Source organism: Ahrensia sp. R2A130 (assembly GCF_000179775.1).
Classification (GTDB): Bacteria; Pseudomonadota; Alphaproteobacteria; order Rhizobiales; family Rhizobiaceae; genus Pseudahrensia.
On record NZ_AEEB01000020.1, the window covers coordinates 64,435 to 84,841 of the forward strand.

Here is a 20,407-nt window from a genome sequence, read left to right on the forward strand (position 1 = left end):
GCCCAGCACGATGACAACAGGAAGCGCGCCCATTCGTGTCTTGGGCGTTGGCGCGGGTTATTTCAGCCAGTTCCAATACGCAGCCTGGCAGGCTGATCCGCGTGTCGAGCTTGTGGGCGTCGTCGATACTGACGAGGCAAAGGCGCAGGTTACCGCGCAGCAATATGATGCTGGCGCTCACTTCACCGATATGGATACGGCGCTGTCGACCTGCACGCCCGACCTCGTGGACATTATAACGCCGCCGCCTGCCCATCTGGGCTTGATCGAGCGGACGATGGAGCAGCGCATTCCCACCATCTGCCAGAAGCCCTTATGCGGTGGGTTGGATGGCGCACGGGTTGCTGCTGATCTGGCAGCGCGCGCCGATACATTCCTTGTGGTGCACGAGAATTTCCGCTTCCAGCCGTGGTATCGCAAAGCCAAGGCGATGATGGATGAGGGCCGGTTGGGCGACATCTATCAGGTCACCTTTCGCCTGCGCCCAGGCGACGGGCAGGGGCCGAATGCCTATCTTGATCGCCAGCCGTATTTTCAAAAGATGGAGCGATTGCTCATCTACGAAACCGGCCTGCATTTCATTGATACGTTCCGCTATTTGCTCGGCGAACCCGACACGATCTGGGCAGACTTGCGTCGCCTGAACCCCGCCATTGCTGCCGAAGATGCAGGTCTTTTGGTGTTCGGTTATGAGGACGGCAAACGCGCGCTTTTCGACGGCAATCGGCTGGCCGACCATGCCGCTGAAGACCAGCGCTGCACCATGGGCGAAGCGCTGATCGAAGGTTCGCAAGGCACGCTGGAACTGTTCGGTTCCGGCCAGCTGTTCTTCAGACGTCACGGCGATACGCAAGCTCAAGAGGTGGATATGCCGGACTGGCCGAAAACCTTTGGCGGTGGCTGTGTTGCGGCACTTCAGGCCCATGTGATCGATCACATGATTTCTGATGCACCATTGGAAAATGAGGTGCGCGACTATATCTGGAACCTAGAGTGGATGGAGGCGGCCTACGCCTCGCACCACACAGGCCGTCGTCTCGATCTTGCGAGTTGGCGCGAGGGGCAAGCCACATGAGCATCGCAAACGCATCTGCAGACAAGACCGCCACTCTCCACCGCATGGTGATGGACAAGCACCTGTGTCCGTCCGGCTTGAAGGCGAAGGCTTTGCTGGAGCGTCGCGGCTTCACCATCGAAGACCATCACTTGAAAACACGCGCCGAAACCGACGCTTTCAAAGCCAAACATGATGTGAAGACCACGCCGCAAATATGGATTGGTGGCGAGCGCATCGGCGGCTACGATGCTCTGCGCGTGCATTTCGGTGATGCACCCAAGGACAAAAACGCAACGTCTTACAGGCCTGTCATCGCCATCTTCGCAGTCTGCGCGCTGCTGGCTATGGCAGTAAGCTGGCACTCCTTCGGCAGCATTTTCACCCTTCGTGCCTTTGAGTGGTTCATTGGGTTCTCCATGGCCGTGCTGGCGATCCAGAAGCTGCAGAATGTCGAGCAGTTCTCGACCATGTTCCTCAACTACGACCTGCTGGCGCGGCGCTATGTGCCATACGGCTATGCCTATCCGTTTCTTGAAGCTGGCGCGGCAATCCTCATGGTCGCTGGTGCGCTGGTTTGGCTGTCGGCCCCCGTCGCGCTGTTCATCGGCACAATCGGTGCAGTATCGGTGTTCAAGGCTGTCTATATCGACAAGCGCGAGATCAAATGCGCTTGCACAGGCGGCGGCAGCAATGTGCCGTTGGGCTTCGTGTCCTTGACAGAAAACCTGATGATGATGGCCATGGGCATCTGGATGCCGGTGAAAATCTATTTATTGGGCTGGTAGCGGCCTGCCTGGGGCAGTGGAAAATTGCCCGTATTCCTGATTGAAATCACGCTCACTCGCAATTGATCACCACTATTGCTCTTGCGACAATCTGGCCAGATTCAGAGCATAGTCTTGCTAAACAGAACTTTTTTAGTGAATTTACCTTGTATGGCCGCGACTACAGATTCGCAGCCTCCCCCTAATTTCCTAGACTAAAGTTGAAAAACGCTCTCGCACCGGCCCGAATTCGGATCGGTGCGCTGACGCGTTTTCATATCGAGGACATCGGCAACGACCGATAGAAGGGGGACTAAAAATGACAGCAAAACTGGTAATCGGCCTTGATGGCCACAGCTCGGGCGAACGCGCCCTTGCCCATGCAGAGCACTTATCGAAGCTCATCGGCGATTGTGAATTGATCGTGGCCTATGTCGTGGAATGGTCGCCATTCTCGTTTCAGACGGCTGAAGAAAACGCCCAGCGCCACAAACGCCGCGAAGAAGAAATTTCCGTCGCTACGCAAAGGGTCATCGATCCTGCAGTCGCCAAGCTGGCTGCAGCAGGCCTCAAAGCAAGTGGCCTCGTTCGCCACGGCGACGTTGCTGCTACGCTCAACGCCATTTCCGAAGAGCACAAGGCAGACCAGATCATCGTCGCACGGTCATCTGATGGCGGCTTTTCGCAACGCCTCTTCGGCAGCGCAGTGTCCAATCTCGTCATGAGCGCCAGCGTGCCCGTCACGGTCGTGAGCTGAGGAACAGATTTATGAAAAATACAGCAAAACTCGCTCTCGCGTCCATCATCGGTGCCTGCATGTCAGGCGCTGCCTTCGCGCAGACCGCAACGCCATCGGAAGCTTTAACGCTAGACCAGCAGGTCAACGAAACATTTGCCGCCGTTACCGGCCCCTTCGTCAGCCTCATCTTCGCACCGTTCCCTGGCACATCGTTTCCGTGGATCGTCATGTGGCTGGTCATCGCGGCCAGCGTGTTCACCATCTATTTCGGCTTCGTGCAGTTCCGCTTTTTCGGCCACGCCATCGGCCTCGTGAAGGGCGACTATTCCGACCCGAACGATGCTGGTGAGGTGAGTCACTTCCAAGCGCTGGCAACTGCGCTGTCCGGTACGGTCGGCCTCGGTAATATCGCAGGTGTTGCGGTCGCTGTCGGTATCGGCGGACCGGGCGCAACGTTCTGGATGATCCTTGCGGGTCTTCTCGGCATGGCGTCAAAATTTACGGAATGTACGTTGGGGGTGAAATACCGCAATGAGTATCCAGACGGCACCGTTTCCGGTGGCCCGATGTATTACATCTCCAAGGGTTTTGACGAACTCGGCCTGCCGGGTGGTAAAATTCTCGCCATCATGTTCTCGATCTTCTGTATTCTCGGCGCCCTCGGCGGCGGCAACATGTTCCAGGCCAACCAGGCACATGCACAGATTTCCGGCATTGTGGGTGACTATCCAGGCTGGATCACGGGCATCATTTTTGCCGGTGTCGTGTTTGCGGTCATCGTCGGTGGTATCAAGTCCATCGCCAGCGTCACGGAAAAAATCGTGCCGTTCATGGGCCTTCTTTATGTCGGCGCAGCGCTTATCATCCTGCTGGTCAACTTCGACAAAATTGGCTGGGCTTTCGGTCAGATTTTCGAAGGTGCCTTCACCGGTCTCGGTGTTGCAGGCGGCTTTGTGGGTGCGTTGATCCAGGGCTTCAAACGGGCAGCGTTTTCGAACGAAGCCGGTGTGGGTTCGGCAGCAATCGCGCACTCTGCGGTGAAAACCAAAGAGCCCATCACAGAGGGTTTCGTGTCCCTGCTCGAGCCACTGATCGACACTGTCGTCATCTGCACGATGACCGCGTTGGTGATCACGATCTCCGGTCAGCTGATCATGAACCCGGAAACCGGCAACTTCGTGCTCAACGAAGCTGGTACGGCAATCGCAACCGTGGGCAACACGTCCGGCGTGGCGCTGACTTCGGCAGCCTTCGGATCATCGATCTCTTGGTTCCCGTATGTGCTGGCCATCGCGGTTGTGCTCTTCGCCTTCTCGACCATGATCTCGTGGTCGTATTACGGGCTGAAAAGCTGGACCTACATGTTCGGTGAAAGCAAAGCCTCTGAAATGACGTTCAAGGTGATCTTCTGCATCTTCATCGTCATCGGTGCTGCGGCCAGCCTTGGTCCGGTCATCGACTTCTCCGATGCGGCGATCTTCGCCATGGCTGTGGTCAACATCTTCTGCCTCTACTTCCTCATGGGTTTGGTGAAAAAGGAGCTGGCATCTTACAGTTCCCGTCTCGCCTCCGGTGAGATCAAGAAGTTCAAGCACTAAAGACCGCCGATACGAGTTGAATCGGGGCGTCCTTCGGGGCGCCCCTTTTTGTTTTGTGGTGCGACACCGAACACGATTTGCGCTGGTGACAAGCGGCCATTCAAAGTGAACAATAGAGGAACATTTCGATTCCTTTCCGTTCAATTCATGCTCACTCTTCCCCTGCAATCTCCTGATGATTTCGAAGGCTGGCGCGCCGGTGCCAAGCAGGCGTTGGCTCAAGGTCTGTCATCTGCCGATGTGCTGTTTCAGGTGGATGGTGGCGAGGATGATTTATTCGGTGAACCGCCTGCCGCAACACCTTCAACACCGACCGTGGCCACCACGACACCCACAGTGCCAAAGGCATTCATAGACCTTGCCCGCAATGTCGTTTGTCACAGCGACTCCGAACGCTTCGCCCTGCTCTATCGTCTGCTGCTGAGATTGCAGAGCGAGCGGAGCCTGATGGCGCAACCTTCAGACCCCGACGTGTGGCGCGCCAGCAGGCTGGCAAAGGAGATACGCCGCGACGCCCACAAGATGAAAGCCTTCGTGCGCTTTCGCAAAACCGGCGAGACGGTCGAATTCGGCACCGGCTCCACCCGTGAGCAATTCGTGGCGTGGTTCGAGCCCACCCACAACATCGTGCGTCACACATCCGGCTTCTTCATGCGCCGTTTCACCGGTATGGATTGGTCGATCCTGACACCGCGCGGCTGCGCCCATTGGGATGGCAAGGCGCTGACGTTCTCACCCGCCGTCGATAAATCGCAAGCGCCCGCCGATGACGCGCTGGAGGATTACTGGCGCACCTATTACGCTTCGATCTTCAATCCTGCACGGCTGAAGACCCAGGCCATGCAATCGGAAATGCCGAAGAAATACTGGAAGAATCTGCCGGAGGCTGCGTTGATTCCGGACCTGATAAAATCGGCACGAGAGCGCGAAAACATGATGGTCGAATCCGAACCGACAGCGCCAAATCCAGCCTTGATGCGGAACCGGGAAATGCCGGTGCCGACCGATGGCTTCATCCATGAATTGCCCCCGCAAGCACCGCTGAACGACTTGGGCAGTTTGAACGATATGCTGAAGAACTGCCGCGCTTGTCCGCTATGGCAACCGGCAACGCAAACCGTCTGCGGCGCAGGCACGCAACGCGCATCGATCATGCTGGTGGGAGAGCAGCCGGGCGACAATGAGGATTTGCAAGGACAAGCCTTCATCGGTCCGGCGGGCAAGATTTTAGAGGCAGCTTTTGAGGAAGTCGGCATCGACCGGGCGGATACGTGGCTCACCAATGCGGTGAAACACTTCAAATTCGAACCCCGCGGCAAACGGCGCATCCACCAGAACCCGAGCGTTGGCGAAATCGATCATTGCTCATGGTGGCTGCAACGCGAGTTGGCACTGGTGCAGCCCCGCGTGGTGGTCGCGCTGGGCGCATCCGCAGTGCGCGGTTTGACCGGCAAAACCCACAAACTGGGTGACTTGCGAGGGAACGCCACTCCATTAGCAAGCCTGATGAAAAAAGGACGTGAACTACCGCTAGAACTGTCCGGCTTAGGCGGCAACGGCGCAAACGACACAGGCGTGCAACTGGTCGCTACCTACCATCCGTCTTACATTTTGCGTGTCCCAAACGAGCAAGCACGCGCTGATGCCCGCACCGCACTGCTGGATGGTTTACGCTTGGCGAAAGAACTCGCGGCGTGAAGCTAGAAGCACTGTTACTGTCCGCTGCGTTGCGATAGGGCGGTGGGGTAAGCCACCAAATTCGAGCCATCCCATCAAACAGAACACACCCCTCGGCATCATTTTGATGATCGCAGCCATGGCCGGTTTCGCGTGCTCCGATGCGCTCATCAAAGTGCTGTCCACCACAATGTCACCGCCGCAGGTGCTCATTTTGCTTACGGGCGGTGGCTTGTTGTTTTTCGTGGCAATCGCGCTTTGGGAGCGTGCGAAGCTGTTCGACCGCGTCGTTTTCGCCAAGCCATTGCTGGTTCGCTACGGGGCTGAAATCATCGGCATGATCGGCATGGTCACGGCGCTTGCGACGGCTCCCTTATCTACGGTGGGCATCATTCTTCAGGCTTCGCCGCTGGTGGTTACGCTGGGAGCGGTGCTGTTTCTCGGCGAGCGGGTGGGTATCCACCGCTGGGCGTCCATTATCGTCGGCTTCTTGGGTGTGCTGCTGATCCTTCGCCCCGGCACCGGCAGCTTCGAACCATCACTTTTATGGGCTGTCATGGCGATGACGGGCCTGTCGGTGCGCGACCTCGTCACCCGTATTACGCCCCCCGGCGTCGCATCGTCTGCGTTGGCCAGTTACACAATGCTTGCTGCATTGCCCGTCGCAATCGGCTGGGTGCTGATGCGTGGCGAACCTGTGGTCGCGTGGGATGGCAGCCCATGGATCATGGCGCTCACCGTCGCGCTGGGGTCGACGGGTTACATGCTGTTGATCGCGTCGATCCGCATGGCACCGGTTTCGGTGGTCTCGCCGTTCCGCTATTCGCGACTGGTCTTTTTGATGGCTATCGGCATCACGTTTTTCGGTGAACGACCCGATGCTGCCACATGGGCAGGGGCCGCGCTCATCATGGCGTCCGGTCTGTATATGATGTGGCGGGAAGCGCGCAGCGCTTCCGCTTGAGTTCGCGCTCACGCAGATTGGCTTCACCAATCACTCCGCGGGGGGCGGCGCATCTAGCGCCGGGCGGGCTTGCCCGCCTTGGCATGCTCAAACGTTGTGTTCGGCTTGATCGACAGGCTGAACTGGTCAGGCTTTTTCGGCAGCATCCATATCCGCGATGATTTCGCGGCGCAGCGGCACGACATTGGCAGCGGTAGCAAGCGTGATGCCTTTGCCGGAACGGCGGCTGCGGTCTGCGGCCATGGTCTTTTCCACATTGCGTGACTGCTGGAAGCAGACGTCGCCGGCAGAACCCATTGCGCGGCGCAGGGCCATACGGTCACAGGTAGAAGCGATGAGCAAACCAAGATGATTCAGGTGGCGGCGGGAATAACAAAACGCGGCAAGTCTGGCGCGATTTTCCAGCGGCAGCTTTTCAGCGATGGCCACGGCATCCTTTGGTTCTGCATTGGCCAGCTGGCCGAACAGATCCTGAGGGATTGGGGCAGTGGCTTCGTTCAATGAATGCGCTTGTGCAGGTGACATAACATGCTCTCCTCGGGTTCCGTTGAGGCAAGCATCAACCCCCGCGCCTTAACGGGAGGTGAACATTTGAATTAAATTTTACGAATCACTCCTCACGATAGTGCCATCACCTCGTGAACAGAATGTTTCAGCTTATGGTTAGCAGGCGTTAACCTGTTCGTTTCCTAGTCCAGAACCGGCAGCCATTCCGGTCCGAAGCCGTAAATCATGGCCAGCAGAACCAAGCCTAGAATGAGGCGGTAGATAACGAAAACTGCGAAGCTGGTGCGCTTCACGACGGCCATCAATATTGCGATGGCAGCCAGTGCTGCGAAGAATGTTAGGAACGCCGCTAGCCATGCGTCCCCGGAAATTGGTGTGCCGAGCTGCCATGCTTCCAGCGCGGTGAAGGCACCTGCTGCGGTGATGGCGGGAATGCCAAGCAGGAACGAAAAGCGGGCTGCTTCATCGCGGCGGAAACCCAAAAAGCGGGCCGCTGTAATCGTAATGCCGGAGCGGCTGGTGCCGGGGATGAGCGCCACGGCCTGCGCGCAACCGATGATCATGGCTGCCTTGAAGCTCATTTCTTCCATCACCCTTTCGCGTGGACCAAAACGGTCTGCGACGTAGAGTAATATGCCGAAGATAATGGCGCCCCATGCCACGACTTCCGGCCCGCGAATGGCTTCCGAGATACCTGAAAACTTCAGCAAAGCACCAAAGGCCAGCGCGGGAATGGTGGCAAAACCGATGTAAGTGGCCAGCTTTGAGGCCAACGTCACGCGGCCCTTCACCAGATCGACGATGCCGCCGCCCAGCCAGAGAACGTCTTTCCAGAAATAGACGATAACGGCGACGAGCGACCCCACATGCACCATCACGTCGGTGACGATGCCCTGGTCTGCCCAGCCCGTAAACGCTGGAATAAGAATGAGATGACCGGATGAAGAAACCGGCAGAAACTCCGTTAGTCCCTGCACGATGGCGAGCACCAAAATCTGTTCGAAACTCATAACTTCATATTCCCCGTCGGGCTTCACCATTTCGGTAAAGCCGATACCCGTCTTGCCGCAATTTGCAGCCAACCGTATAACCGCGATGGATCACGGGCGCACAGGTGGCCTGTTTCCTGCATAAACGCCAAGCGTAAGGAAACCGTGTCATTTTATATCATTCGACCCTGCAAGCTTCGTCCCGCGCCATCCGGCTGCTGTTGGCGGAATACGATCTCGAACAAAAGCTCGTGGAAGAGCACCTGTGGGAACGCCGTGCGGAATTTCTAGCCATCAATCCTGCTGCAACTTTGCCGGTGCTGGTCGATGCACAAACCGTCATCATTGGTGTTGGCCCTATTGCCGAATATCTTGACGAGACGGAAGGCGCGTTGAAGCGCGAGCGGCGGCTTTATTCGGAAGACCCGATACAGCGCGCCGAAATGCGCCGGTTGGTGGATTGGGCGCTGGTGAAATTCGAAAACGAAGTAACGCGCTATATTGTCAATGAACGTGTGACAAAGCGTATTATCCCAGCTGATGCGGGCAACCGCTCTCCCGACAGCCAGGCGCTGCGGGCTGCCCGCACGAACATCAAATATCACCTCGATTATCTCGGTTGGTTGGCCGCAACGCGCAACTGGATGGCGGGTGACCGCATGTCGTTTGCCGACATTGCTTTGGCCAGCGCGATTTCTGCTCTGGACTATTTGGGCGAGGTGCCGTGGGAAGAGCGGCAGGAACTGCGCGAGTGGTACGCCCGCATAAAATCCCGCCCCGCCTTCCGCACCCTGTTGCAAGACCGCGTGCGCGGCGTTCCACCGGTGGCGCACTACGTGGATCTGGATTTTTAGGTAGGTACACTTGTCCGTACCCAACCTGCCGAAAAACTGGCGCGCCAACCTTGAAGCTGACGCCAATGAACTCGGCTTCGAATCCATTGGCATTACCACCCCCGACGCTATCCCCGAAGCCGCCGAGCGATTGGCGCGGGCGTTGAAGGACGGCCATCACGCCACGATGGGGTGGATGGAGGAAACCGCCGAGCGCCGCGGTAGCCCCACAGCGCTTTGGCCCGACGTGCAAAGTGTCATCGTGCTGGCGATGAATTACGGGCCGGAGTTCGATCCGCTCACCGTGTTGGACGAACCGGAACGGGGTGCGATCTCCGTCTATGCGCGTCACCGCGATTACCATGATGTGATGAAGGGCAAAGTGAAAACGCTGGCGTCGAAACTGGCCGCCCGTCACCGCGAAACGTTTCCCGACATCGAAGTGAAAGTCTTCGTCGACACCGCCCCCGTGATGGAAAAACCGCTGGCACAGGCGGCGGGGCTGGGTTGGCAGGGCAAGCACACAAATCTGGTATCGCGCGACCACGGCTCGTGGCTGTTCCTCGCCAGCCTGTTCACCAACCTGTCGCTGCCTGTTGATAAACTGGAGCGGGACCATTGCGGTTCTTGCATGGATTGCCACGACGCTTGCCCGACCAACGCCTTCCCGGCGCCCTACCGGCTGGATGCGCGACGCTGTATTTCCTACCTCACCATCGAGCACCACGGCCCGATCCCCCACGAGTTCCGCAAGCCTATGGGCAATCGCATTTATGGCTGCGACGATTGCCTTGCCGTTTGCCCGTGGAACAAATTCGCCCATGCGGCGAGCGAGGTGAAACTGGCATCACCCGAACCACCGCGCGATGATGATCTGGCAGGTTTTCTCGCGCTGGATGATACCGCATTCCGAACCCGTTTCTCCGGTTCTCCCGTCAAACGTATCGGGCGCGATCGCTTCATCCGAAATTGTTGTATCGCTGCCGGAAATTCTGCCCTGCCCGAATTGCTGCCCGCGGTGGAACAGCTTACGCAGGACGCGGACGAGACGGTTGCAGAAGCGGCCCGTTGGGCCGAGGCAGAGTTGCGGAAGAATTGAGGCAGGCACTATGAGCATCGGCATTTTCGGCGCAGGCTTTTCAGGCAAGGCCATCGGCAAGCGATTGGCCGATGCCGGTCACGATGTGTGGGGCACGACCCGCAAAGCAGACGGTTTCGAGACACTTCGTGCCCATGGCATCGCGCCCACTATCTTTGATGGGATGGACCTGACCGATGACCTGCGCGAACGCCTCGCAGACACCACAAATCTCGTCATTTCCATCGCGCCGCCGCGCGAAGAAAACCTGACTGACCCCGATGCACCTGTGGACCCTGTCCTGATCGCACTGGAAGACGAAACACTCGCGATCCTTGCGCCAAAACTGCAATGGGTCGGCTACCTGTCCACCGTCGGCGTTTACGGCAATCACGATGGCGCGTGGATCGATGAAGACGCTCCGCTTGCCCCAACCTCCGCCCGTTCCCGCCAGCGCGTGCGCGCAGAAGGCGAATGGCTGACGGTTGGTGCCGCGCATGACCTGCCGGTGGCAGTGATGCGCCTGTCCGGCATCTATGGCCCGGGCCGCAATGGATTGAAGACCGCAGCCGAAGGCCGCTCGCGGCGATTGGTCAAAAAGGATCAGGTGTTCAACCGCATCCACAACCACGACATTGCCGCGGCTGTAGAAGCGGCGATTACCGAAAACACCGGCGGCATCTTCAACATCACCGATGATGAACCCGCTCCGCCGCAGGATGTGGTGTCCTTTGCCCACAAATTGCTCGGAACTCCGCCACCGCCGGAACTGGATTTCGAGACAGCCGATCTCTCTCCCATGGCGCGCAGTTTCTACGGCGAGAACAAGCGCGTTTCCAACGCCCGATCCAAGGCTGTGCTGGGGATGGCATACGCTTATCCCGATTACCGTACGGCGCTTTCAAAAATGCATAAACAAGACACTTGGCGCGACGCCCCGCATGGGTGATGGTCACCTATGACCCAAGCTTCCGATCTGCCTACAGCTAACGTTTCCATCATCACGCTGGGCGTCGATGATATTGCCGTATCCACCGCGTTTTACGAAAAGCTGGGTTGGCAGAACACGAGCTTCAGCCAGGAGAGCGTAAGCTTTCTCGACGGCCATTCCATCGTGCTTGGCCTCTATGGCCGCGCAGCGCTGGCTGAAGATGCAAACGTTGAGAACACACCTGCAGGTTTTCGCGGCGTAACACTGGCGTTCAATCTACCGGATCGCGCAGCGGTGGACACATTCTTCGCCCACGCGCTCGCTGTCGGGGCGAGTGAAATCAAATCGCCGAAAGAGGTTTTCTGGGGCGGCTATAGCGGCTATTTCGCAGACTTGGACGGCCACCTGTGGGAAATCGCTCACAACCCTTTCGCTCCGTTGGACGAAGGCAGCCGTATGCAGTTGGAGTCTAAAAAGTGAGCACAGCCCTCATCATCATCGACATGCAGATCGCCGGGTCAGACCCGTCACTCGGTGAACGCGGTCAGCCCGAAGCTGAAGCCAATGCCGGTCGCCTGCTGGCCGCATGGCGTGAGGCGGGTGAGCCGATCATTCACATCCGCCACGATGACATGAACCCCGACAGCCCCTACGCGCCCGGCAAGCCCGGCCACGCTTTCCGTAAGGAAGTAGCGCCGCTGCCCCATGAAGAGGTCGTCGAAAAACGTACCACCAACGCCTTCGTCGGCACAGACCTGATGCAGGTGTTGGAAGGCCACAACGCCGACACCATCGTGGTCTGCGGCGTTCACCTGGAACATTGCGTCGGCACCACCGCGCGCATGGCCGGCAATCTCGGCTTTCTCGTTTATCTCGCCGCAGACGCCACCGCGTCGCTCTCCAACCAAACCAAGGATGGTCAGACGTGGAGCGCCGAAGACATTCACTCCATGATGACAGCGGTGCTCGACGGCGATTTCGTCAAGGTGAGTAACACGACCACCATGCTGGAACTCATCGGCGTCGCTGATGGTGCGCGGCCTGACGGGGTGACGTTGCAGTGAGGATGCGGCCAGTAGGCGCGTAGGCAAGGGGAGAACGACATGGATCAGCACAGACATTTTCGCGCTTTTGCAACGCTGTCTTCAGCCATTGCGATGATCGCTTGCGCCCCCGCTTTCGCGCAAGAGGCGAGCATCAGCATGGACGCGATCGGCAAGTCTTCCGCATCGTTAAACGACGTTTCTATCGTGACCATGGTGGAGGGTAACGGTGAGTACTCCTATAAACATTCCGTTTCCGTAGCGGAAAAGGGGGAGCCCCAACTACGTTTCGACCCAAGCGGTGGCGAGGCATCCAACACGTTCCTGACAGCAAAAATCGTCGAGATGGACCCTGCCAACGACACGCCTGAAGTTGTCACCTTCAACTGGACCGGCGGCGCGCATTGCTGCAACGCCATCACCGTTGCCACCAAAACGCCGTCAGGCTGGAACACAGTAGATGTCGGTGCTTTCGACGGAGATCAGGAACGCCACTTCCCGCAAGATATCGACAGTGATGGTCGATTTGAAATCCGGTCGGTCGACAACAATTTTCTTTACCGCTTCACCTCCTACGCAGGATCTTACGCGCCTCCGCAAATCTGGGGTGTTGAAGGCGGCAAAGTCGTGAACCGGTCCGCTGACCCTGCTTTTCGTTACGCGATGGACGAATGGCTGGAGACCACCAAACCACCGGAAGGCGACGATGAATGGGTGGGCGAAAGCCGGAATTCCTATCTCGCTGCCCGCGCTGCTGTGATGGCGTTGAAGGGTGAAGGCGAAAAGGGCCTGGCAGAAGCAATTACCCGCCACGACCCGAAGGCAACCGGCGGTTTGACCGAATGTCCGCAAAAAACTTCTGCCACGGGTGAATGCCCTGTCGCCGAAGTGACACGCCCCTATGGCGATGTGCTACGGGAGTTCCTGATTTCTATCGGCTACGCGGTACCACCCCAATGAACAACGCCCTGCCCAGATGGGTCGATATCGGCCTTATGCCGCTGGTCAATGTGGCGGTGGCATTCCTCATTTCCGGGTTGGTTGTGCTGTTCGTGGGGGAAAGCCCTGTCGAGGCGGCGCAGCTTTTGGTGAAGGGCGCTTTCGGCTCCGGTTACAATATCGGCTTCACGCTTTTCTACGCGACGACATTCATCTTCACCGGCCTGGCGGTGGCCGTGGCGTTCCATGCCGGGTTGTTCAACATCGGCGGCGAGGGGCAGGCCTATATTGGCGGACTTGGCGTCGGCCTTGTTGTGCTGTCGCTCGACTTCGCGCTGCCGTGGTATCTGCTGTTTCCCTTGGCGGTCATTGGCGCTGCTTTGTTCGGCGCTCTGTGGGCCTTCATCCCCGCATATCTGCAGGCCACGCGCGGTAGCCACATCGTCATCACGACGATAATGTTTAATTTCATCGCGTCCGCTTTGATGGTTTATCTGCTCGGTGGCCCGCTACAGAAAAGCGCGAACCTTGGTCCGCGTTCCCGCGACTTCGAGGTGACGATCCCGAAGATGGACTGGCTGATGTCGCCCTTCGGTGTGGATGTCGGCTCGTCACCGCTGAACATTACGTTCCTGCTGGCACTCGTCATGGCGTTCGTCGTGTGGGTGTTGGTCTGGCGCACACGACTGGGCTTTGAAATGCGAACGCTCGGCCTGTCGCCCCGCGCTGCCAACTATGCGGGCATGAGCGAGGTTCGTCTCGTGGTCATAGCCATGATGATCTCCGGCGGCCTTGCCGGCATGATGGCGCTCAATCCTGTGATGGGTGACCAGACACGACTGCAACTGGATTTCGTTGAAGGGGCAGGTTTCGTCGGCATTGCGGTGGCGTTGATGGGTCGCTCGCACCCTGCCGGCATCGTACCAGCCGCGATCCTGTTCGGCGCGCTGTATCAGGGCGGCGCGGAGCTCGCCTTCGACATGCCCAACATCACCCGCGATATGATCATTCTCATTCAGGGTCTGGTGATCCTGTTTGCAGGCGCGATGGAATACATGTTCCGTCCCGCCTTCGCCCGCTTGTTCGCGCGCCAGCCAAAAGCTGCGATAGCGAAACCGGAAGTGGGGTAACCACAAAATGGAGGAATCTGGAATGTCCTATACCGATCTTGCCATTATCGCCGTGCCGGAAACGGCGCGCGAAACATATCTCGAATTCTCAAATAAAACGGCTGCAATTTTTCTACGCTGCGGAGCAAAGCGCGTGACAGAAAACTGGCAGGACGATGTGTCCGAAGGAAAGGTTACGTCCCTACCCATGGCCGTTAAACGCGAAGCAGGCGAAGCCGTTGTTTTCTCCACGGTCGAGTGGGCCGACAAGGCAAGCCGGGATAAGGGCTGGGGCGAAGCTATGGAAGCGATGAATGAATTGGGCACAATGCCCTTCGACGGCAGCCGCATCATCTTCGGCGGTTTCACCAACATTCTCGACGAAGCGGCCTAGGATTTTGGTCCCGGCAAGCGGAGCGGCGCAATACAAATGATAAGCGGAGCCGCGTAATGGAAACCATCATCCAGCTTCTGGACCTCACCGTCCGCTCCGCTGTGCCCTTGCTGCTGGCCTGTCTGGCAGGCCTGTATTCGGAGCGCGCGGGCATCGTCGATATCGGGCTTGAGGGCAAGATGCTGGGCGGCGCGTTTGCCGCTGGTGCGGTTGCTGCGGTGACGGGGTCTGCATGGCTTGGACTGCTGGCGGCCATTGCCGTGGCGACGATGTTCTCGCTGATCCATGGCTTCGCCTCGATCACCAGTCGCGGCAACCAGATCGTGTCCGGCGTTGCGATCAACTTCATCGCGGCAGGGCTTTGCGCGTTGCTGGGGCAGGCGTGGTTTTCGCAAGGGGGCCGCACACCACAATTGCCAAAAGACGCCCGCTTTACCGAAATCACCCTGCCATTTGCCGATGCTGTGCAGAACGTGCCGCTGCTCGGCCCCATCTATTCCGGCCTAATATCGGGCCATAATCTGTTGGCTTACGTCGCCTTCATCATGGTTCCGGTGACGTGGTGGGTGCTGTTCCGCACGCGGTTTGGTTTGCGGTTGCGGGCGGTGGGTGAAAATCCGGCGGCTGTCGATACGGCAGGCATTTCCGTCGCGTGGGCGCGGTATCGTGCGGTCATTTGCTGTGGTGCGCTGTGCGGCGTGGCGGGCGCTTATCTCGCCATCGGTGTGTCGGCTGGTTTCGTGAAAGACATGACGGCAGGCCGTGGTTTCATCGCGTTGGCCGCGCTCATCTTCGCCAAGTGGAAACCGGTTGCGGCCATGTGGGCCTGTCTGTTGTTCGGCTTTTTGGGCGCGATTGAAATCCGTTATCAGGGCGTGGCGCTGCCGATCATCGGGCAGGTGCCTGTGCAATTGATGCAGGCGTTGCCTTATATTTTGACCGTCATTTTGCTGGCCGGTTTCATCGGCAAGGCCATTCCACCAAAGGCTGCTGGTCGGCCCTATGTGAAGGAGCGCTGATCTTGCGCGACAAACTTTTTGAAGCCGCAAGGGCCGCTGCGAAAATCGCCCACGCGCCATATTCGCAATATCCCGTGGGAGCTGCGATCCTGACCGAAGCAGGCCACGTCCATTCCGGCTGCAACATCGAAAACGTGTCGTCGCCGGAAGGCTGGTGCGCGGAAACATCGGCCATCGCCCACATGGTGATGAACGGCGAACACGACATCGCAGAGGTCTGCGTCTTTGCTGAAAAAGCCACCCGCGCCACGCCCTGTGGTGGTTGCCGCCAGCGGCTGATGGAGTTCGGCAAGCGCGATACGCCGGTGCATCTGTGCGACGCGAACGGCATCGTCGAGACCGTGACATTGGGCGACCTGTTGCCCGCAGCTTTTGAAATCGTGGAGTGAGCATGACCACACTCAAAGACGCATTGGGCGACTTCCGCCCCGACACCGCGCTCGTGCTGGGTTCCGGCCTTGCCGATGCGCTCACCGGTTATGAAGAAGTATCTCGCCACGCCTATGGCAATCTCGACGGCTTTGCCGAATCCGGCGTCGAAGGCCATGTCAGCGAGGTGGTTGCAGCCCGCTTCGGCAAGCACGACGTGCTCATCTTGAAAGGTCGTCAGCACTATTACGAACACGGCAACGCTGCCGCCATGCGCGGCCCGCTGGAAGCCGTCGCGGCCTGCGGCGTGAAGCGGTTGATCCTCACCAATGCGGCGGGTTCGCTCGATGCCGACCAGCCGCCCGGCTCGGTCATGTCGATCAAGGATCACATCAATCTATCCGGCACCAACCCGTTGATCGGCGAGCCGTCCAACGCGCGTTTCGTCGGCATGACATCGGCCTATGACAAACCACTGCGGAAACGCTTCCGCGCTGCGGCCAAGGACGCAGGCATCGAAATGCGCCGTGGCGTATATATGTGGTTCTCCGGCCCCAGCTTTGAAACGCCGGCAGAAATTCGCATGGCGAAACGGTTGGGCGCGGATGCTGTGGGCATGTCCACCGTACCGGAGGTTATTCTGGCTCGCTTCCTCGGCCTGCAATGTGCGGCCTTTTCCGTCATCACGAATTTCGGGGCCGGTATGACGGGGGACGAACTGTCTCATCAGGAAACGCAGGACATGGCACCGGAGGGCGGTCTCAAGCTGGCGAAAATCCTGCAGACGGCTTTTGAAAAGGGGTTGGATGAATGAGCGACGATATGAGGGCGGTTGCAGCCCGCGCGCTGGCGATGGTGGACCTCACCAACCTCAACGATGACTGCACGGCAGACGACATCGACACCTTGATTGCCCGCGCCGACACCCCCCACGGGCCGGTCGCGGCCATCTGCATCTGGCCCCGTTTCGTCGCTCACGCTCGCGCCAAGAATGCCGAAATCAACATCGCGACGGTGGTGAATTTTCCATCCGGGAACGAGGCGCAAGACTCGGTGGTCACGCAGACCGCACAAGCCATCGCAGACGGTGCTAACGAAATCGACCTCGTGCTGCCCTACCGCGCATTTGCTGACGGCGACCACGATCGCGCGGGCATGATGGTGTCCGCTGTCGCTGCTGTTTGCAACGGCAAGGCCTTGCTGAAAGTCATCTTGGAAACAGGCGAGTTGGTAGAAGCTGGTTTGATTGCAGAAGCCTCGCGACTGGCGATTTCCAAGGGTGCCGATTTCATCAAGACCTCCACTGGCAAGGTTGCGATCAACGCCACGAAGGACGCTGCTCAGGTGATGATGACGGTGATTGCTGACGGCAACAGAACGGTGGGCTTCAAGCCCGCAGGCGGTATCCGCTCTACGCGAGACGCTGCCGCCTATTTGGCCATGGCCGATGAGATTGTGGGCGAGGGCTGGGCGACACCAGACACGTTCCGCTTTGGCGCATCCGGGGTGTTGGATGATTTGCTGGCGGTGTTGGATGGTAAAGAGAGTGAGGTCGGCGAGGGGTATTAGGTCTTTAAGCCGCCATCACTCGGTTGCCATCCCCGCGTATGCGAGGATGGCTGTATTGACTTGGTTGGGAGCTAAATTTAGCCGTCTTCCATAGCTCCGCCAGCTTCTTTCCACGCAGGCACGCCACCGGCGTTGAACACGTGTTTGTAACCCATGTCGTGCAGCGTTTTTCCCGACAGGGCAGCCTGTCCGCCGACACCGCAGATTAGCACGATCTCTTGGTCCTTCTGCAGGCGTTCGTCGTAAAAGGCTTCCATGTCGCTGTCGGCGCGGAATTCCATCATACCACGGGGAATGCGGGCAGCACCTTTGACCGTGCCCGACTTTGCCACATCGCCGGAATCGCGAACGTCGATGAACAGCGTTCCTGCGTCGTGCTTGGCCTTGGCTTCGTCGAAGGACAATTTTGGAACGACCTTATTGGCCTCTTCGAGATAATCAGCTGCGTGTTTCATGAAGATAATCCTTGTTTGAAACCGGCGCACCAAAGCGCCGGATTGCATGCGCATTTCGGAACACAGAAGTAATGCTACGTGACAGCGCCTACAACCGGGCCACCGAAAACATGATGGTGATGTCTGTCGTGGCCCGTAGTTGCGCTCTTCGGGAGCCTGCGTCCGGTTGACGCGGCTGTCTGCCTGCGCCAGCCTCACGACATGATGGGAATCCTGACCATATTCGCTGGCTTCAACAGCGTGGTGTTGCGTATCACGCGGCAGCTGGCTTGGATCGCGCTCGCGCTGATGGTGGTAGTGATCCTGTTGCAGGTTGTGTTCCGCTATGTGTTCAATTCCGCCCTGCCCTGGCCGGATGAAGCAGCACGCTTTTTGATGTTGTGGATGACGGGCCTCATCGCGCCCAGCGCCTATCGCTGGGGCGGGTTCGTTGCCATCGACATGATCCCGCAGATGATGCCCACGCGGGTGGCGCAAATCCTGATGCTGGTGCTGACTCTGGCCGCAACAGCGGTGTTGTGCGTGGCCATTTCCTTCGGCTGGAACCACACATTTGGATTCGGCGGCAACTTCGATTCCTCTTCGCTTCGTATTCCGTTGGATTGGGTGGGCGGTGAATCGATCAAAGTTAAGTTGCGCTATATGTACGGCGCGTTTTTTCTGGGCCTCGTCATGCTGCTGGTCATCAACATTGAGTTGATCCTTCGCCAGATTATTCTGTTCTTCGACCCCGATGCGGAGCTTCCCGATGATGGTTCTGCCGACTTCTTGGCCGAGACGGGCCAGATAGAAGCTGCCGGTGGCGCGGCAAGGATAGACTGATGCTGGTTTGGTTCCTTCCCGTCTTTCTCGTCTTGCTCATGTTGGGCATGCCGGTTTTCTTCGCTCTGCTGTTCGCGCCGGGCGCGCTGCTGTGGCTGGCCGGGCAGGAGCGTGACGTCGCGCTGCTGTACCGCAACGTTTATAATGGGATGGATTCTTTCCCGCTGATGGCGCTGCCCTTCTTCATGCTGGCGGGCGAGTTGATGAACCGCGGCGGCATCACCACGCGGCTGGTGGAATTCTCGCAAGCTTTAATGGGCCATCTGCGCGGCGGCCTCGCCCATGTGAATATCCTGTCCTCCATGCTGTTTGCGGGCCTATCCGGTTCGGCCGTGGCTGACACATCGGCGCTTGGTTCAACGCTCATTCCGGCGATGGTAAAGAACGGCTACAGCCGCAAATTCGCTGCCGCCATTACCGCTGCGTCTTCGGTTATAGGCCCCATCATTCCGCCTTCCGGCATCATGATTATCTATGCCTATGTCATGGGCGAGTCGGTCGCAGCACTCTTCCTCGCTGGTATCGTGCCGGGCGTTTTGGTGGGTGTGGGCCTCATGGTCATGGTGCGCTTGCTGGCCGACCGATACGATCTGCCGAAAGCCGAACGCATCGTCACACGCGGGCAAACCGTAGCGCCGGTTGAAGACTGGGTCTCCAAAGTTCTGCTGCGCATCAACGTCGCCGGTCTGCTCTATGCGGTCTATGCCATCGTCAAAGCGCTGGTTACGGTCCCTGCCATTAGCGGCTGGATCGTTTTTGCGATCTTCCTCGTGATCTCCCATTTCATCGTCAATGCGTTGCGCAAGCAGGTCTCAGCGGACTTCCGCGTGGTGGTGAAAAAAGCGGTCGCGCCGCTTCAGACCCCCGTCATCATTATGGGTGGTATTCTCGTGGGCGTCTTCACACCGACGGAAGCTTCAGCCATCGCCGTTGCCTACGCGCTGGTCATTTCGTTCTTCGTTTTGCGCACCATGAAGCTTGGCGATCTGCCCGGTATTTTTATGAAATCGGCACTGGCTTCTGCGACGGTGTTGCTGCTCGTGGGTGCAGCCGTCGCGTTCAAAACCGTGGTCAGCCTGTCCCATGCTCCGGAGACATTGGCCGCAGCGATCCTGTCGCTGTCGGATGATCCGTTGATGCTGCTCTTTCTCATCAACGTGCTGTTGTTCGTGGTGGGCATGTTCCTCGATGCGGGACCGGCCATCATCATTCTTGGACCGATTCTTGCACCGATCTTTCTCGACCTTGGCGTCCACCCCGTGCATTTCGCCATCATCATGTCGGTCAATCTCACCGTCGGCCTCGCCACGCCACCAATGGGGCTGGTCTTATTTGTGGCGTCGTCGGTCAGTGGCGAGAAGGTGGAAACCATCTCGAAAGCCATCTTACCATTTCTCGCTGTCGAGATCATGGTGATCTTTCTCATCACCTACGTTCCGGCAATCTCCATGACGATTCCGCGCTTGACGGGCTTCGTGCAATAAGACTCCAATAGGACAATCGACGCTCACGCATCGCAGGCTGAATGGCCAATCGTGTGAGCGAACATTC

23 protein-coding genes are annotated in these 20,407 nt (G+C 58.4%); 20 read left to right on the forward strand and 3 right to left on the reverse strand.

Features of this window, described 5'->3' with window-relative positions; translation table 11 throughout:
- The first annotated feature begins 10 nt into the window (after nucleotides 1-10).
- The 6 genes from R2A130_RS12700 to R2A130_RS12725 all read left to right on the forward strand — a co-directional run bounded on the left by R2A130_RS12700 (nucleotide 11) and on the right by R2A130_RS12725 (nucleotide 6,799).
- Complete coding sequence (locus tag R2A130_RS12700; RefSeq protein WP_009464903.1) at nucleotides 11-1,075, forward strand: Gfo/Idh/MocA family protein; 1,065 nt, start codon at nucleotides 11-13, stop codon at nucleotides 1,073-1,075.
- Nucleotides 1,072-1,842, forward strand: a complete 771-nt coding sequence (locus R2A130_RS12705; RefSeq protein ID WP_009464904.1) for a MauE/DoxX family redox-associated membrane protein — start codon at nucleotides 1,072-1,074, stop codon at nucleotides 1,840-1,842. The genes R2A130_RS12700 and R2A130_RS12705 overlap by 4 nt, the downstream gene beginning before the upstream one ends.
- Before the next feature lie 298 nt (nucleotides 1,843-2,140).
- A complete protein-coding gene (locus R2A130_RS12710; protein WP_009464905.1) occupies nucleotides 2,141-2,578 on the forward strand; it encodes a universal stress protein in 438 nt (145 codons plus the stop codon).
- A gap of 11 nt (nucleotides 2,579-2,589) precedes the next feature.
- Nucleotides 2,590-4,158: a sodium:alanine symporter family protein gene (locus R2A130_RS12715; RefSeq protein WP_009464906.1), complete on the forward strand. Its 1,569-nt coding sequence runs from the start codon at nucleotides 2,590-2,592 to the stop codon at nucleotides 4,156-4,158.
- Between the two features lie 147 nt (nucleotides 4,159-4,305).
- Nucleotides 4,306-5,856, forward strand: a complete 1,551-nt coding sequence (locus R2A130_RS12720; RefSeq protein ID WP_009464908.1) for a UdgX family uracil-DNA binding protein — start codon at nucleotides 4,306-4,308, stop codon at nucleotides 5,854-5,856.
- Nucleotides 5,822-6,799 (forward strand): DMT family transporter, encoded by a 978-nt coding sequence (locus R2A130_RS12725; RefSeq protein ID WP_009464909.1) that lies wholly within the window; start codon nucleotides 5,822-5,824, stop codon nucleotides 6,797-6,799. Before R2A130_RS12720 ends, R2A130_RS12725 begins: the two co-directional genes overlap by 35 nt.
- Before the next feature lie 126 nt (nucleotides 6,800-6,925).
- Here R2A130_RS12725 and R2A130_RS18705 read toward each other — a convergent pair whose 3' ends face one another.
- Nucleotides 6,926-7,324 (reverse strand): hypothetical protein, encoded by a 399-nt coding sequence (locus R2A130_RS18705; RefSeq protein ID WP_009464910.1) that lies wholly within the window; start codon nucleotides 7,322-7,324, stop codon nucleotides 6,926-6,928.
- Nucleotides 7,325-7,488: 164 nt separating this feature from the next.
- On the reverse strand, nucleotides 7,489-8,388 hold the full coding sequence (locus tag R2A130_RS12735; RefSeq protein ID WP_009464911.1) for an undecaprenyl-diphosphate phosphatase: 900 nt from the start codon (nucleotides 8,386-8,388) through the stop codon (nucleotides 7,489-7,491).
- 77 nt (nucleotides 8,389-8,465) lie between these two features.
- Between R2A130_RS12735 and R2A130_RS12740 the strand changes: the two genes are divergently transcribed.
- Genes R2A130_RS12740 through deoC form a run of 12 tightly spaced genes read left to right on the forward strand, consistent with a single transcriptional unit; the run spans nucleotide 8,466 to nucleotide 17,579 of the window.
- Nucleotides 8,466-9,149, forward strand: a complete 684-nt coding sequence (locus tag R2A130_RS12740) for a glutathione S-transferase family protein (RefSeq protein ID WP_040305956.1) — start codon at nucleotides 8,466-8,468, stop codon at nucleotides 9,147-9,149.
- A 10-nt stretch (nucleotides 9,150-9,159) separates the two neighbouring features.
- Entirely contained in the window at nucleotides 9,160-10,227 is a 1,068-nt protein-coding gene (gene queG, locus R2A130_RS12745) for a tRNA epoxyqueuosine(34) reductase QueG (protein ID WP_009464913.1), read from the forward strand.
- A gap of 10 nt (nucleotides 10,228-10,237) precedes the next feature.
- Nucleotides 10,238-11,155, forward strand: coding sequence for an SDR family oxidoreductase (locus tag R2A130_RS12750; protein WP_009464914.1), 918 nt, complete (start codon nucleotides 10,238-10,240; stop codon nucleotides 11,153-11,155).
- Nucleotides 11,156-11,164: 9 nt separating this feature from the next.
- Nucleotides 11,165-11,617, forward strand: coding sequence for a VOC family protein (locus R2A130_RS12755; RefSeq protein ID WP_009464915.1), 453 nt, complete (start codon nucleotides 11,165-11,167; stop codon nucleotides 11,615-11,617).
- Nucleotides 11,614-12,201 (forward strand): cysteine hydrolase family protein, encoded by a 588-nt coding sequence (locus R2A130_RS12760; RefSeq protein ID WP_009464916.1) that lies wholly within the window; start codon nucleotides 11,614-11,616, stop codon nucleotides 12,199-12,201. The genes R2A130_RS12755 and R2A130_RS12760 overlap by 4 nt, the downstream gene beginning before the upstream one ends.
- 39 nt (nucleotides 12,202-12,240) lie before the next feature.
- Nucleotides 12,241-13,140, forward strand: a complete 900-nt coding sequence (locus tag R2A130_RS12765) for a hypothetical protein (RefSeq protein WP_009464917.1) — start codon at nucleotides 12,241-12,243, stop codon at nucleotides 13,138-13,140.
- The gene (locus tag R2A130_RS12770) at nucleotides 13,137-14,249 is read left to right on the forward strand and encodes an ABC transporter permease (RefSeq protein ID WP_009464918.1); all 1,113 of its coding nucleotides are present in this window, start codon (nucleotides 13,137-13,139) and stop codon (nucleotides 14,247-14,249) included. Before R2A130_RS12765 ends, R2A130_RS12770 begins: the two co-directional genes overlap by 4 nt.
- Before the next feature lie 22 nt (nucleotides 14,250-14,271).
- Complete coding sequence (locus tag R2A130_RS12775) at nucleotides 14,272-14,622, forward strand: DUF1428 domain-containing protein (protein WP_009464919.1); 351 nt, start codon at nucleotides 14,272-14,274, stop codon at nucleotides 14,620-14,622.
- Nucleotides 14,623-14,678: 56 nt separating this feature from the next.
- Nucleotides 14,679-15,641 carry an ABC transporter permease gene (locus R2A130_RS12780; protein WP_009464920.1) on the forward strand — a complete coding sequence of 321 codons (963 nt, stop codon included), beginning with the start codon at nucleotides 14,679-14,681 and terminating at the stop codon, nucleotides 15,639-15,641.
- A gap of 2 nt (nucleotides 15,642-15,643) precedes the next feature.
- Nucleotides 15,644-16,030 carry a cytidine deaminase gene (gene cdd / locus R2A130_RS12785; RefSeq protein ID WP_009464921.1) on the forward strand — a complete coding sequence of 129 codons (387 nt, stop codon included), beginning with the start codon at nucleotides 15,644-15,646 and terminating at the stop codon, nucleotides 16,028-16,030.
- A 2-nt stretch (nucleotides 16,031-16,032) separates the two neighbouring features.
- A complete protein-coding gene (locus R2A130_RS12790) occupies nucleotides 16,033-16,824 on the forward strand; it encodes a purine-nucleoside phosphorylase (RefSeq protein ID WP_009464922.1) in 792 nt (263 codons plus the stop codon).
- The gene (deoC, locus tag R2A130_RS12795; protein WP_009464923.1) at nucleotides 16,821-17,579 is read left to right on the forward strand and encodes a deoxyribose-phosphate aldolase; all 759 of its coding nucleotides are present in this window, start codon (nucleotides 16,821-16,823) and stop codon (nucleotides 17,577-17,579) included. The genes R2A130_RS12790 and deoC overlap by 4 nt, the downstream gene beginning before the upstream one ends.
- A gap of 77 nt (nucleotides 17,580-17,656) precedes the next feature.
- Here deoC and R2A130_RS12800 read toward each other — a convergent pair whose 3' ends face one another.
- On the reverse strand, nucleotides 17,657-18,034 hold the full coding sequence (locus tag R2A130_RS12800) for a rhodanese-like domain-containing protein (RefSeq protein ID WP_040305999.1): 378 nt from the start codon (nucleotides 18,032-18,034) through the stop codon (nucleotides 17,657-17,659).
- A gap of 201 nt (nucleotides 18,035-18,235) precedes the next feature.
- Between R2A130_RS12800 and R2A130_RS12805 the strand changes: the two genes are divergently transcribed.
- Entirely contained in the window at nucleotides 18,236-18,856 is a 621-nt protein-coding gene (locus tag R2A130_RS12805) for a TRAP transporter small permease (RefSeq protein ID WP_009464925.1), read from the forward strand.
- Nucleotides 18,856-20,340, forward strand: a complete 1,485-nt coding sequence (locus tag R2A130_RS12810) for a TRAP transporter large permease (protein ID WP_009464926.1) — start codon at nucleotides 18,856-18,858, stop codon at nucleotides 20,338-20,340. The genes R2A130_RS12805 and R2A130_RS12810 overlap by 1 nt, the downstream gene beginning before the upstream one ends.
- The last annotated feature ends 67 nt before the right edge of the window (nucleotides 20,341-20,407 follow it).

What these genes read in the sequence shown, in the direction of transcription:
- R2A130_RS12700 (WP_009464903.1), top strand. Translation starts at nt 11, where the DNA reads ATGACAACAGGAAGCGCGCCCATTCGTGTCTTGGGCGTTGGCGCGGGT.
- R2A130_RS12705 (WP_009464904.1), top strand. Translation starts at nt 1,072, where the DNA reads ATGAGCATCGCAAACGCATCTGCAGACAAGACCGCCACTCTCCACCGC.
- R2A130_RS12710 (WP_009464905.1), top strand. Translation starts at nt 2,141, where the DNA reads ATGACAGCAAAACTGGTAATCGGCCTTGATGGCCACAGCTCGGGCGAA.
- R2A130_RS12715 (WP_009464906.1), top strand. Translation starts at nt 2,590, where the DNA reads ATGAAAAATACAGCAAAACTCGCTCTCGCGTCCATCATCGGTGCCTGC.
- R2A130_RS12720 (WP_009464908.1), top strand. Translation starts at nt 4,306, where the DNA reads ATGCTCACTCTTCCCCTGCAATCTCCTGATGATTTCGAAGGCTGGCGC.
- R2A130_RS12725 (WP_009464909.1), top strand. Translation starts at nt 5,822, where the DNA reads ATGGTTTACGCTTGGCGAAAGAACTCGCGGCGTGAAGCTAGAAGCACT.
- R2A130_RS18705 (WP_009464910.1), bottom strand. Translation starts at nt 7,324, where the DNA reads ATGTCACCTGCACAAGCGCATTCATTGAACGAAGCCACTGCCCCAATC.
- R2A130_RS12750 (WP_009464914.1), top strand. Translation starts at nt 10,238, where the DNA reads ATGAGCATCGGCATTTTCGGCGCAGGCTTTTCAGGCAAGGCCATCGGC.
- R2A130_RS12755 (WP_009464915.1), top strand. Translation starts at nt 11,165, where the DNA reads ATGACCCAAGCTTCCGATCTGCCTACAGCTAACGTTTCCATCATCACG.
- R2A130_RS12765 (WP_009464917.1), top strand. Translation starts at nt 12,241, where the DNA reads ATGGATCAGCACAGACATTTTCGCGCTTTTGCAACGCTGTCTTCAGCC.
- R2A130_RS12770 (WP_009464918.1), top strand. Translation starts at nt 13,137, where the DNA reads ATGAACAACGCCCTGCCCAGATGGGTCGATATCGGCCTTATGCCGCTG.
- R2A130_RS12775 (WP_009464919.1), top strand. Translation starts at nt 14,272, where the DNA reads ATGTCCTATACCGATCTTGCCATTATCGCCGTGCCGGAAACGGCGCGC.
- R2A130_RS12780 (WP_009464920.1), top strand. Translation starts at nt 14,679, where the DNA reads ATGGAAACCATCATCCAGCTTCTGGACCTCACCGTCCGCTCCGCTGTG.
- R2A130_RS12790 (WP_009464922.1), top strand. Translation starts at nt 16,033, where the DNA reads ATGACCACACTCAAAGACGCATTGGGCGACTTCCGCCCCGACACCGCG.
- deoC (WP_009464923.1), top strand. Translation starts at nt 16,821, where the DNA reads ATGAGCGACGATATGAGGGCGGTTGCAGCCCGCGCGCTGGCGATGGTG.
- R2A130_RS12800 (WP_040305999.1), bottom strand. Translation starts at nt 18,034, where the DNA reads ATGAAACACGCAGCTGATTATCTCGAAGAGGCCAATAAGGTCGTTCCA.
- R2A130_RS12805 (WP_009464925.1), top strand. Translation starts at nt 18,236, where the DNA reads ATGATGGGAATCCTGACCATATTCGCTGGCTTCAACAGCGTGGTGTTG.
- R2A130_RS12810 (WP_009464926.1), top strand. Translation starts at nt 18,856, where the DNA reads ATGCTGGTTTGGTTCCTTCCCGTCTTTCTCGTCTTGCTCATGTTGGGC.